We start from the raw sequence: 12795 nt of genomic DNA, 5'->3' as shown, positions 1-12795 counted from the left end.
GTCTGTGGGGTCTAGCTGAGGTGGGGTTCGATCCGGTCGGGGTAGGCCAGTGCGAGTTGTCCGAGGGCCTGTTTCCAGTTGGTGACGACCTGTCCCTCGACCAGTCGTCCGAGGGCCTTACGGGGCTGTGACCGCCTGGTCCCGCGTTCTTTGAGGCGTTGAGCGGCTCGTTTGTCTTCGATGTCGCAGATGGCCAGCCACAAGAGTTTGCGGACCGCGATGTCGTTGGGGAAATGTCCGCGGTTCTTGATGACCTTGCGGAGCTGGTAGTTCAATGACTCGATCGAGTTGGTGGTGTAGATGACTTTGCGCAGCTCGGGCGGGAATGCCAGGAAGGGGATGAACCGATCCCAGACTCGGTCGAAAGCCATTGCCGCACTCGGATATTTGGCGCCTAGTTCCGAGTCGCGGAAGGCTTCCCACTCGCGGCGGGCGGTCTCGGCGTCGGGGGCGGTGTAGATCGGTTTGATCGCCCGAGCGACGTCTTTGCGGTCTTTGTGGTTCACGAACCGCATCGAGTTGCGGATCAGATGCACCAGACAGGTTTGCACGGTGGCCAGCGGCCAGGTCACCTCGATTGCCTCGGGGAATCCGGTGAGCCCGTCACAGCACACGATCAGCACGTCCTTGACGCCGCGGTTGGCCAGATTCGCACACACCCCGGCCCAGAACTTGGCGCCTTCTTCGGCCTGTATCCAGATTCCCAGCACATGCTTGACGCCGGCCATGTCGACGCCAATAGCGATGTGGGCGTGCTTGTTTCGAACATGAGAACTGTCTTTGACGTTCACCACCAGCGCGTCGAGGTAGATGACGGGACACAACGGCTCCAGCGGCCGGTTCTGCCATTCGTCGACCGCGTCGAGGACCTCGTCGCAGATCTTGGAGATCGTCTCGTGCGAGAGATCGGTGCCGATCGTGGCGGCCAAATGGTGTTGGATATCGCGCAACGTCATGCCGCCGGCGTACAGCGGGACCACGATCTTCCACTCCAGCCCGTACAAGACCGTCTCCGACGTCGAGTTCGCGGCCGCTGGTTGGGTCGACTGGTACAACAACAGCAGGCTGCACTCGAGTATCGGCCAGATCCCCCCGACCGAGTTCGAAACGCTCCACTACTCTGGCCTCGGCCCGAGGACCAGCCCACAATGGAGGCGGCACAAAACCTCGGGTCGTTCAGTCCCTGTGCGTGAGGCTCCGGCCCGCAACCCCCAACACATCGCCGTGGAGTCACCCATACCGTCTAGCGTTGTACGGACGCAATTCGTCTATCACGAGCGACCGTGCCGCGTCATGCCCTATGCCGATCCTTACCTGTTGACGGGATGGTCGGGAAGTTCAGGGACCGACGCTTGTCAGATCCCCATGGGTTCGTCCGCGTGTCTTTTGCGATGGTCCCGGGGCGCGCCGGAAGCGGTCGATGTCACCCGGCCACCAGCTTGCAGTGCCCAGCAGCACCGCTAGTGCCGGGACTACTAAGGTCCGCACCAGGAACGTGTCGAGCAGCAAACCGACACCGATGATGAACCCGATTTGCACCATCACATCGATGGAGCCGACCATCAGCCCGAACATGCTGGCTGCGAAGATCAACCCGGCCGAGGTGATCACCGAACCGGTGTAGGCGACGGTACGCATTACTCCGACCCGCACGCTCGCTCTCGTCTCCTCTCTCAGGCGTGAGACCAGCAGCATGTTGTAGTCAGCGCCCACCGCCACCAAGACGATGAACGACACCAGTGGAGCTGGCCAGGCGATCCCGGCACCGAGGATGTGTTGAAGTACGAGCACACCGATACCAAGAGCCGCCATATAGTTCAAGACGACGGTTGCAAGGAGATAGACCGGTGCAACGACGGCCCGCAACAACAGCATCAGGATCAGACCCACGATGAGAAGTGTGGCTATGCCAAGCAGTTTGAAATCGTACGACAACAACCGCTGGACGTCGGCATTGATCGCAGGAAAGCCCGCGACCGAAGCACGTCCGCCCTCCAGAGTGGTGTTCGGCATCGCGTTCTCGGCGACGCTAGACAGCTCGTTCGCCAGCGTCATTGCATCGGCAGAGTATGGGTCGTAGGAGGTCTGTACCGCATAGCGCACGGTTTTCCCGTCGGGCGAGATGAACTGTCGAGCGACCTGACTGAACTGCTGGTCCTTGAACGCATCCGCGGGGAGATAGAAGCCGGTTGCCGAATCAGAATCGCCGATCTCGCGGGCGGGAGCCCGAAGCTGTGCGGCGACCTGTGCTAGTCCACCGAGTAGCTGAACGTTGCTGTCCACCAAAGCCCCGACTCCGTTCGACAACTGACGTGCGCCGTCGGCGAGTGCGCCGACGCCGGACTCGAGTTGCGAGACCCTGTTCCCGAGGTCCTGTCCACCGATGGTCTGTAGTGCAGAATTCAGCGTTTGAAGAGAACGCTGCAGCTGTGCCATGTCGGTAGAGCCTGGCGCACTCACGCGGCCGAGTTGCGCGGCAAAGTTAGCCACCCTCGCGAGCGACTGATCATCCGCGAGTGCCCGGATGTCGGCCGTTTGCGCGCGCAGTGCCGAGCACTGCGCGATCTGCTGACACCACGGAGCTTCCAATGCGGACAACGCTGGCGCGACCGCGTCTGCCGCAGACTGGGCCCGACGTGCGAGTTGAGACAGCTCAGGCGCTCGCTGGGAGAACTGTCGAAGCGTTGGGGCGGCGCTCGCGAGTTGGTTCACCAACGGCCGGTACTCATCGAGTTGTGGGCCAAATGACGACACCTCGTCTAGCAACCCCGACAGCGGAGCGAGATTGGATGAGATCTGGTCTTCTAGCAGTGCCAGGCCTCCGGCGAGCTGCTCTGATCCGGTCTTCAGGACGGCCAGATCACCCTTGCGGGCCTGTACATCTCCGGTCTCCTCGGTGATCTTGGTACCGATCTGATCGTTCTGCCAAGACAATTGCGCCTGCTGCAGCTTCTCACCGGTTGGCCGCGTCACGCCAATGACCCTGGTCACGCCGGGAATCTGCGCGACGCGGGATGCCAACTGGTCGAGGTCGGCAAGGCCTTGAGCCGTGCGCATGTCGTTCTCGGACTCCACCACCAAGAATTCCGAGATAATGATGTCTTTCGGAAAGTGGCGGTTGAGCAGCGCGTAGCCTTCGTTGCTCCCTGTGTCAGTTGGCTGCCCCTCTCGATCGTCGTAGGTGATCTGGATTGTTGCGGCGACCAGGGCGAGGCCAATCAACGCGACTACACTGATCGCGAGCAGAGGGACCGGCCGCCGGATAACCATGACTCCGACTCTTCTCCAGTAATCCCGCGTCAGGTCACGGCGGGGAAGGCCGGCCCCTCTCTTGGCAGCGAAGGAGAGCACGGGGGGCAACAATGTCACCGTCGCCAAGAATGCGAATGCTATGGCGATTGCGCAGGCCGGCCCCAAAGTGTTGAACACACTGAGCTTGGCGAAGGCCATAGCCAGGAAGGCTAGGGCCACAGTGCCCGCCGATGCGAGAACCACGCGGCCGATAGTTGCATTCGCGTGGGCAATAGCGGCATCAGGAGAGTTGCCTGCTCGAATACCCTCATGATAGCGGCTGATGAGGAACACCGAATAGTCAACTCCGGCACCGAAGATGATGACGGTCATGAACATCGAGGTGAACTGGGATACCGGCATGCCCAGCTCGCCTAGTCCAGATAGAACTCCGCGACCCACGGCCAAACTCATGCCCACGACAAGCAGCGGCATCAGCGCGGTGAACACCGAACGGTAGACGACGAGGAGGATCACGGCGATCAGCAGCACGGTGGCGACAGTGATCAGGACCAGATCCGACTCGCCCACGGCGAGTTGGTCGCTAAAGGTCGCGGGTGGGCCTGTCACACGGACTCTCGTCTCAGTGTCGCGAAAGATTCTCTCCGCGGTGTCGCGTACCGCTGCGACCGCCTCCGCGGTATCGGGTCCCCCGAGTGTGCCGGTCACTCCCACGGGCAGATACCAGGCTTGCTTGTCTTTGCTGAGAGCCTGACTCGCAGTGAGGGGATCGCTCAGCAGGTCTCGGACGGCGATGACGTGCTTGTCGTCCGCCCGCAGGGTGTCGACAAGCACGTGGTATCGATCGCGGGTGTTGTCGGACAGGCCTGCACTGTTCTCCATCACAACGAATACGGTGGTCTTGGCGCCGCGCTCGTCGAAAGAGGCGCCCATACGGTCCAAGGTCTGAAAAGACGGGACTCCGGCCGGGATCGGATCCACAGATTGTTCCCGTACCACTGACTCCAGTTGAGGAAAGAGAAGGCCTAAGCCGATAGCGGCACCGAGCCAAACCAGCGTCACAATCCCTTTGCGGCGGAGGGTAAACCATGCAACCCGCTCAAGGGTCGGACTGTATTCGCCGAGTTTCTCGCCCCCTCTCGACGAGCGGGTTCGAATGGGAGACGAACTCACCATGTGCAATATCCTCTCGACCTGAAGTGGGCGACCCAATCGTTCGGATCCGTCTGGCGAACGTCCGTGCGGTGGATGATTGTCACTTGTGGTGGTGCTCGGCCATGTCTTCGACCTCCTCGAGAGTGGTGGGCAGGTGGTATGGGGGGGTGCTCTTACCTGAGATGCGGTATCGGCCCCAGAAGTCGGGATCCCCGACGACACACTCCGCCCGCCCCTCAGCGGTCGTAAATACAGCGATCGCGCGGGCGCCTTTCAGGAGCCCGTCGAGCTCATCATTCTTCTGAATCCGGCCATACCAGGTGTATAAGCCGTTCAGCGGCTGGAAATAACCTCTTATTTTCGCTTCGACATGGATCTCCGTCCCACGGCACACCAGGGTTCCTTCGCCGGAGTAGTCGAGGTCATGGTCGTCAGACATGCAGCCCTACCTTCTTCGCATTGAGCGTTGACAAATAACGCGGTTCGTGGATACTAGCAGTACCAGATACTGCGAGTAATGGGTACTGGGCGCCAGGCCCCGACTCCCAGCCTTGAACGACCGAGGAGAAGACATGACCGTGCAGGATGCCCATATCAAGCCCGACTTTTCACAGGAGGGCATGGCCCGGGTGAACGGGCGCAAGCCCGTCGACATGGAACGATCTGCAGGTCGTCTGTTGCGGTCTTCCGCGGAGAAGTTCTACGACGCGGAGATCGACATCGACTGGGAGTCGCCCTGGGAGGAAGGCAAGTACTTTCTGCCAGAGCACCGGGTGTCGCTATACGGCACCAAACTATGGAACAAGATGACCGAGGAGCAGCGTCGCGAGCTGGGACGCCACGAGATCGTGAGCATCCTCAGTTTCGGCATCTACGCAGAGAACCTCTTGAGTTCGGCGCTCCTGCGCATGTCGGCAAAGGGGGCCCTAACCGATCAGAAGTCCCTATACGCGCTAACAGAAATCGGCGATGAGTCCCGCCATTCCACTATGTTCGCGCGCCTCATTAACAAAACAGGCGTGCCCCCTTACAAGCTCCCTAAGGGCTTCTTGAGCTTCGCAAAGATCCTGCATTTCGTCCCGCTCGGACCGTCGGTGTCCGGAGCCACGCTGCTGATCGAGGAAATCCTGGACCGCGCCCAGCGCGAGGCGATGAACGACCCCAGTATGCAGCCTCAGCTTCGCCAGCTCATGAAGATCCATGTCCTCGAGGAAGCCCGTCACATTACCTTTGCGCGACTGGAGATGATCGAAGGCATGCAGCGTCGACGTAAGGCGACGCGCGCTTGGCACCGAGGGGTGCTTGCCGTCATCGCGAACCTGGCGTACCCGCTGCTCATTAATCCGAAAGTGTACCCCGCAGTGGGAATTAGCCGCTGGCGTGGCGTATGGGCACAACAAACCAGCCCAAACTATCGGACCAACCTGCAGTTCATGTCGGAGCCCATGATTCGGTTCTTCCATGAGGCGGGAATGCTGGAAGGCAAGTTCACAATGGCCATGTGGCGCGCGACGCGGAGCCTTCCCGACGATCTCCGCTGATCTCCGTTCACGCGGCCGAGCCGTCACGGTCGACATCAGTTAGACCTGTGCGGAGCATTCTCGATGGCTTCGCGATCACTTCCGCCTCAACAGATCACCCGCTGCCACTGTGCGCAGGTGATGTGTTGTGCCAACGAACCCACGAGGGAGAAAGCATAAACATGGCATCTTCAACTACCCGGCGCGCCTCGCGCGCCGCCGCCAAAACCGACTCAACCGACGACCCGATTTCGACCAAGATTCTGATCATCGGAAGCGGGTTCTCTGGTCTCGGGATGGCCGCACAGCTAAGACGTCGCGGGTACAGCGACTTTCTAATCCTGGAGAAGGCAAGCTCCGTCGGTGGAACCTGGCGCGACAATACCTATCCGGGCTGTGCATGTGACGTCCCGTCGCTGATGTACTCGTACTCATTCGAAAGTCGAGGTAGCTGGTCGAAGGTGTGGTCGTCACAACCAGAAATTGAGCGGTATCTACAAGACGTCGCGGACAAGCGCGGCGTGACACAAAAGATTCATTTCGGTCAGAAGTTGGTTTCCGGATACTGGAGCGAGTCAGAGTCGCGGTGGCACCTGCGTACTGAGTCCGGACGTGAGTACATTGCTCAGTTCGTAGTTTCAGGAGTCGGTGCGCTGCATATCCCCAATTTTCCCGAAATTTCGGGGATTGAGGACTTTAAAGGCGAAGCGTTTCACTCCGCACAGTGGGATCATTCGGTGGATCTGGAGGGCAAGCGTGTCGCCGTGATCGGCACTGGTGCCAGCGCTATCCAGTTTGTGCCGTTCGTACAGAAGGAGGCCATGTCCCTCAAGGTCTTCCAGCGAACCCCTGCCTGGGTCCTACCCCGCAAGAATTTCACCGTTCCGCCGGCCCTGCGGACTCTTCTGAGCAGACTCCCGATTGCACGTCGTATCGCCAGGTGGTCGGTGTACTGGGGTGCGGAGAGCCTAGCCTTCGGCCTCAACGGTCACTCCAACCTTATGCGGCCAATCGAACGGGTCGCTCGGTGGAACATTGAACGCTCCATCTCTGATCCGGCACTACGCAAGAAACTGACCCCGTCATATCGCATCGGCTGTAAGCGAATTCTGGGATCAAACGACTATTACCCTGCACTTGCGGCGCCCAACACCACCGTCATCAGCGATCGGATTGAGAGGGTCACCGCTGATTCCATCATCACCTCAGACGGCGTCGAGCACCTCATCGACGTAATTATTTATGCGACCGGTTTTCACGTGACTGATGGTTTCGATCAGCTCGCCCTGAAAGGTGCCACTGGCGAGGATCTCCCGTCCCACTGGCATCAGACGGGGATTAACACGCACCTGGGCATCACGACCAAGGGTTTTCCCAACCTGTTTTTCCTCCTCGGACCCAACACGGGCCTCGGCCACAACTCAGTGGTGTTCATGATCGAGCAACAGATCAAATACATCATGAAGGCCATCGACACAGTAGAAAGCCGAGGCGCTGAGAAGGTTGACGTACGCCCGTCCGTGCAAGAACAGTTCAACACCGACATCCAGCGGAAGCTGGCCAAGGGAGTGTGGACCAACGGCGGCTGCACGAGTTGGTATCTCGACTCGCAGGGCGTCAACCGGACCGTGTGGCCGGGCTTCACATGGCAGTACTGGCGCGCCACAAAAGATTTCGACCCCGCCGAGTACGACATCGCCTGAGCCCGAACGCACGGAGAGACACGATTCGTAGAAATGGTGAGACGACAGTGAGCAATTCTGACCGGCATGATTACACAGGCAAGGTGGCAGTGATCACCGGTGCCGCGTCAGGGATCGGTCGGTCTCTGGCACTCCAGTTGGCGGAGCGAGGTGCCGCACTGGCACTGTCCGACATTGATGAGATGCACTTGAAGGAGACTGCAGAACTTTGCCGCACCACGTATGCGGCGACGGTAACCGCCGCCGTACTAGACGTTGCGGACCGCAGTGCGTTTCAGGACTATGCCGACGGAGTGCGGTCAGAGTCGGGCCACGTCGACATGGTGTTCAATAACGCCGGCGTGGCCTTGGGCGTCGACGTGGTCGACATGACCTGGGAAGACTTCGACTGGCTCATGGGCATCAACTTTGGCGGAGTCGTTAACGGGTCGAAGGCGTTTCTGCCTCACCTGATCGCGTCCGGGGACGGACATCTCATTAACACGTCGAGCGTCTTCGGCTTGATCGGAATCCCCAGCCAGAGCGCATACAATGCCGCGAAATTCGGCGTCAGAGGCTTCACCGAGGCGCTCCGACAGGAGATGAAAATCAGTCGATACCCGGTCACAGTGACATGTGTGCACCCGGGGGGTGTAAAAACCAACATCGTCAACAATGCCCGAGGCGTTTCCGCCATGGGGGCAGACACCGCGACTGTCGCCTCGCTGTTCGACAGGATCGCACGAAGCACCCCGGATAAAGCAGCGGCGACAATCCTCAAAGGTATGGACAAGAAGAAGGCACGAGTGTTGATCGGTGCGGACGCCCGCGGTTTCGACTTCGTGGCACGGGTGATCGGTCCCCGCTACCAGGACATCGCGGCGCCACTGACACGGGCGGGTTACGCGGTCGCACGTAGACAGGGGATCCTCAAGTGACCGTCGAACCCGATGCACGTCCGGCTGCCGCAGCCCGCTCACGCACCTTGCGCGTCTCAGAAGTGACCCAGGAAACGAAAGACTCCGTCACCATTTCGTTCGAGATCCCCGATGCCATGGTCGAGGAGTTCAAGCATGTCCCAGGGCAATTCATCACCGTGAAGATCCCATCTGATCGGACCGGTCATGTCGCACGATGCTACTCGTTGAGCAGCTCGCCTCACGTCGAGGACTTCCGTCTCGAGATCGGGATCAAGCGGACGGAGAACGGTTACGCATCGAACTGGCTGTGCGACAACGCGATGACGGGAATGGAGTTGACCGTCCTCCCGCCGTCGGGGCACTTCACGGCTAAGAATCTCGACGTCGATTTTCTATTCTTTGCAGGAGGAAGTGGGATCACTCCGGTCTTGTCGCTGATTAAGTCGGCGCTTGTGTGCGGCGGGGGCGAAGTCACACTGTTCTACGCGAATCGCGATGCCGAGTCGATCATGTACGAGGGCCAACTGGCGCAGATCGCCTCCGAGTTCCCCGAGCGTTTCACGGTCTTCCACTGGTTGGAGTCGGCTATGGGGATTCCGGCACCTGAGGATGTCGAATCCGCCATACGTGAGCACCGCGGTGCACAGATCTACACCTGTGGTCCGGCGCCGTTCATGGATCTGGTTCAGAAGTCGGCGGAGGCCTGCGGTGTCGAGCACGCCTCGGTACATCGAGAAGTCTTTCAGTCACTGACCGGAGATCCATTCGAGACAGCCACGATGCGTCAGCTCAGTGACGACGATGGTGTGGCGACCGCCACGGTCTATCTGAATGGGCAGTCCATCACGACTGAGTGGCCGCGCAACACTCCGTTGCTCGACGTGCTATTGGCCCAAGGTCACAATGCCCCGTACTCCTGCCGAGAAGGGGCCTGCAGCGCGTGCGTATGCAAGCTGGTTGAGGGTGATGTAGAAATGGCACAAAACCACATCCTCGTTGAAGATGACATTGCCGACGGTGAACGGCTTGCGTGTCAGGCACTTCCGCTGACGGATGCAGTCACGGTGAGCTTCGATGACCTCTGAGATAGCGAGCGAGTCGCGAGGATCGCGGCACCTCGAGGTCCTCTCCTCCGACGGAACCAGGTTGTTCGCCCAGGAATTCGGCTCGGGCCGGGATGCTCCACTTCTAGTCTTTAGTCACGGCTGGGCCTGTCAGGGGCGTTTCTGGCGGCCACAGATCGAACAGTTCGCGGCGACGCATAGGGTAGTGGTCTACGACCAACGCGGACACGGGTGGAGCGACCGGGGCCGGGTACCGTTCTCGGCGAGACTTCTGGCCGATGACTTGGAGTCCGTAGTTCGGGCGGTAGCCACTCCCACCGACAAGGCTGTCGTGGTCGGACACAGCATGGGAGGTATGTCCATCATGAGCTGGGCAGCTGAGTACCCAGCCTCGGTGTCGGAGCTGGCCCGCGGAGTAGTACTGGCAAGCACCGGGCCATCACAGTTGGTGGATCGGTCAACGTTACTCAAAGTTCCCCGCCAGCTACGACCGAGACTTGAACGGGCCTTCGCGGCTAGTCTTGCGGTCGCGGGACCCGAGATGCAGGACACGCGTTTGTCTCGCCGCCTGATTCGTTACGGAACCCTGGGCCCGGGCGCGACTGTCGAGGTAATCGATGAGTGCGCCGACATCGTGTTGCGATGCCCACCACAGGTGCGGGGGATGTGGGGTGCGGTTTTGGCGACAATCGACGTCAGCAGGGGTGTTGACTCGCTGACAGTGCCGGCGGCGGTCATCGTGGGCGATGCCGACAGACTGACCCCGGCGGCCCATTCGGTGGATCTCGCAGCGCGACTGGGTCGGCAGGGCGTTCTATTTGAATTCACTCTTCTCGACAAGGTCGGTCACATGTCCAACCTAGAGGCCGTTGAAGACTTCAATTCAGCTGTGGCCAGGTTAGACAGATCCGCTTGAAGCTCGTTTCGACCCATGTCTCTGCCGACTGCATGCGTGCGCCACGTGCTTATTGGGGCGACGGTCAACCATCCTGGTAGCGTGGTGGGTCATGTCTGTAGTCCGTCGAATCTCCGCAGCCCCGGTGAAAGTGCAACGTCGTGTGCGCGATGCACGAAGCACGCGTTGGGACGACCACCGCGCTATCGTGAAGGCTGAACTCGTCGACGCGGCAATACGCGCGATCGAGAAGTTTGGCGACGCTGTGAGCATGGACGACTTCGCGGAAGAGGCAGGGGCGTCGAAGCCGAAGCTTTATCGCCATTTCGGTGACCGAGCTGGGCTCTATTCCGCTGTGGCAGCACGTTTGGGTTCGATGATGTGGGAGTCCGCACAGTCAACTCTGCTCTCCGGACAGCAGGACTCCGTCGACGAGCTCTTCCGGTCAGCGATCTCCGCATACGTGTCATTGGTCGACGAGCATCCGGCGGTCGTCCGCTTCCTCATGACGAACCACATGTTTCAGTATTCTGAGTCCGGCGAGGGAGGGGCCGCGGATCAGCTGAGATCGGCAATGGATATTATTTCCGACGAGTTCGCCCGTAGCCTCCAATCGGTCGGTGCCGACGAGTCCCTCGTCGCCGTCGTAGTGGCCTCCATCTTGGGGGCGGGCCTATCAGCTACCCAATGGTGGATCGATCACGGTCGGCTCAATGGAATGAGCAAGGACCTGTTCTCCGCGCACCTCTATCAGACGTCGTGGGGGATCATTGACGGCGCTGCGGCCACAGTGGGCGTTCGCTTCCGCAGAGACAGACCCTTCGGCGACCCCGCGTTCGCCACTCGCCTCGGACTAGACTGATCCCGCTCGCGAGAGACGGTGCCGCCCCAGTCTCCGCCCTCAGTATTTGATCACAACTGTGTTCCTTATCGCGAGGAGCACTTGTCCAAGTGTCGGATGGGCGGGTCGAACGACTCGTCGTCTACCACCTGATCTAGTGTCATCACGTCGCCCCCGGTGATGAAGCCGGCGAGCCAGTCAGGCCCCAGGTCTGGCGCGACCAGTAGGACCGAATCAACTCGTAGGAACTGATGCCCACGATCTCGTGGTTCACCCCGTCGGACTCCGGTAGCGACCCACCTCAGTCGATCCAGATGCGAAAGGGCCGGGCTAGGGCCAGCCACTCACCGATGCGGTGCTGGCAGTTCTTCTAAACGGCGGACCTTAGGGATCTGGCGGCGGAGTCCAGTGAGGTGGCAAGGCTCGACTCAGTGTCAGTTAGAACCGCCGCGGCCTCGATGACGTGGTCGAGCCGGGTAGCAGCGGTCGAGCCCTTGTGTACGGCCGCCTGAGCGACTGATGTCCATGCTGCAGCCGCTCGGTGAGCATCTCTGGCAAGGTCGCTGGTTGCAGCATCGCCGGTCAGTCGGGCGATCTCGTCGCAGCCACACGCGAGTAGTCGTCGGAACAGGCCACCACCCGTACCTGCCTTCTCGATGAATGCACCAAGACTGAATAGGTGGACTTCGAGCACGTCGGAGGGCAGCTCATGCCAGAGCACCACGTCAGAGGATAGTGCTAGGGCTGCGTCTATTCCGTGTGTCCCCGAGTGTTCGACAGGGCCGGCGATCGTGGATCCTGCGGGCGCGCGCATGCATGCCGCAGATTGCGCGAACGCCTCCGCAGCCACGACGGCGATTGACGGTAGCGCCTCGGGCCAGTCAATGCGGAAGAGCGTATGTCGGGTCGGCTCGGGGAAGGTCATCGAGCGTCGGGCTCGCGCCAGCGCGTCGAAGGGAACCTGTTGAATTTCGACGCGATCGTTGTCTGCGACGTAAGCGATTTCTGCGTCGCTGTCGTAGCCCACTATGACGATATCGTGGCGACTCATGCGCAACTGAACGCGCAGGTAGGGCAATTCAGCAATTTCGGCCCACACGAGCGCGGGCCGGCCGCGGTCGAGTTCGTCGCGGACGAGATCCCACCCTAGCTGGGGATCGTCGGTGGACCGGACCTCCACCGTAGCGCCGAGACGGCGGGGGAGGTCCATCTCGAAGTCAGGACCACGTCCTACCAGATACAACGGCGGCACGAGGGCGTCGGTGCGAACATACGTGAGCGAGAGTGCTCCGCCCAGAGCGAACACCAGACCCTCGTTCGGTGGCCCGTCGAAGCCTAGTCCCGACCACTCCATCAAGTCGCGCATCGCGCTGGAGCCGCAATGGCCGCCCATTCGGTGTGGATAGGTGTCGAGCAATGACTCGGACATTGTCATGGTCTCCCTAGTGGTGGTGGACACTGTGCGA

At 60.5% G+C, this 12795-nt stretch carries 9 protein-coding genes and 2 pseudogenes; 7 read left to right on the top strand and 4 right to left on the bottom strand.

The features are described from left to right. Window positions 1-11: 11 nt before the first annotated feature. Window positions 12-998, bottom strand: a pseudogene (locus EEB19_RS21420) (IS256 family transposase); the annotation flags it as partial. Here EEB19_RS21420 and EEB19_RS27070 point away from each other — a divergent pair. Then, window positions 976-1134, top strand: a pseudogene (locus EEB19_RS27070) (integrase core domain-containing protein); the annotation flags it as partial. The pseudogenes EEB19_RS21420 and EEB19_RS27070 overlap by 23 nt on opposite strands. Before the next feature lie 204 nt (window positions 1135-1338). Here EEB19_RS27070 and EEB19_RS21415 read toward each other — a convergent pair. Next, the gene (locus tag EEB19_RS21415) at window positions 1339-4428 is read right to left on the bottom strand and encodes an RND family transporter (RefSeq protein ID WP_006438828.1); all 3090 of its coding nucleotides are present in this window, start codon (window positions 4426-4428) and stop codon (window positions 1339-1341) included. A 79-nt stretch (window positions 4429-4507) separates the two neighbouring features. Beyond that, on the bottom strand, window positions 4508-4846 hold the full coding sequence (locus EEB19_RS21410; RefSeq protein ID WP_005195185.1) for a DUF4873 domain-containing protein: 339 nt from the start codon (window positions 4844-4846) through the stop codon (window positions 4508-4510). A 133-nt stretch (window positions 4847-4979) separates the two neighbouring features. Between EEB19_RS21410 and EEB19_RS21405 the strand changes: the two genes are divergently transcribed. The 6 genes from EEB19_RS21405 (at window position 4980) to EEB19_RS21380 (ending at window position 11350) form a co-directional block, all read left to right on the top strand. Further along, window positions 4980-5948, top strand: coding sequence for a diiron oxygenase (locus tag EEB19_RS21405; RefSeq protein WP_005195186.1), 969 nt, complete (start codon window positions 4980-4982; stop codon window positions 5946-5948). A gap of 161 nt (window positions 5949-6109) precedes the next feature. Continuing rightward, window positions 6110-7630: an NAD(P)/FAD-dependent oxidoreductase gene (locus tag EEB19_RS21400; protein WP_005195187.1), complete on the top strand. Its 1521-nt coding sequence runs from the start codon at window positions 6110-6112 to the stop codon at window positions 7628-7630. A gap of 47 nt (window positions 7631-7677) precedes the next feature. Next, entirely contained in the window at window positions 7678-8547 is an 870-nt protein-coding gene (locus EEB19_RS21395; protein ID WP_006369629.1) for an SDR family oxidoreductase, read from the top strand. Then, a complete protein-coding gene (locus EEB19_RS21390; protein ID WP_005195189.1) occupies window positions 8544-9614 on the top strand; it encodes a ferredoxin--NADP reductase in 1071 nt (356 codons plus the stop codon). The genes EEB19_RS21395 and EEB19_RS21390 overlap by 4 nt, the downstream gene beginning before the upstream one ends. Beyond that, the gene (locus tag EEB19_RS21385) at window positions 9604-10509 is read left to right on the top strand and encodes an alpha/beta fold hydrolase (RefSeq protein WP_006369630.1); all 906 of its coding nucleotides are present in this window, start codon (window positions 9604-9606) and stop codon (window positions 10507-10509) included. The genes EEB19_RS21390 and EEB19_RS21385 overlap by 11 nt, the downstream gene beginning before the upstream one ends. A 91-nt stretch (window positions 10510-10600) precedes the next feature. After that, the gene (locus EEB19_RS21380; protein ID WP_026919816.1) at window positions 10601-11350 is read left to right on the top strand and encodes a TetR/AcrR family transcriptional regulator; all 750 of its coding nucleotides are present in this window, start codon (window positions 10601-10603) and stop codon (window positions 11348-11350) included. A 349-nt stretch (window positions 11351-11699) separates the two neighbouring features. On the opposite strand, the gene EEB19_RS21375 is transcribed toward EEB19_RS21380, so the two are convergent. Next, window positions 11700-12764, bottom strand: coding sequence for a BtrH N-terminal domain-containing protein (locus EEB19_RS21375; protein WP_026919815.1), 1065 nt, complete (start codon window positions 12762-12764; stop codon window positions 11700-11702). Window positions 12765-12795: the final 31 nt, after the last annotated feature.

This window comes from Gordonia sp. OPL2 (genome assembly GCF_003797825.1).
In the GTDB taxonomy this organism is placed as follows: domain Bacteria; phylum Actinomycetota; class Actinomycetes; order Mycobacteriales; family Mycobacteriaceae; genus Gordonia.
This window is presented reverse-complemented; position numbering and strand designations above follow the sequence as displayed.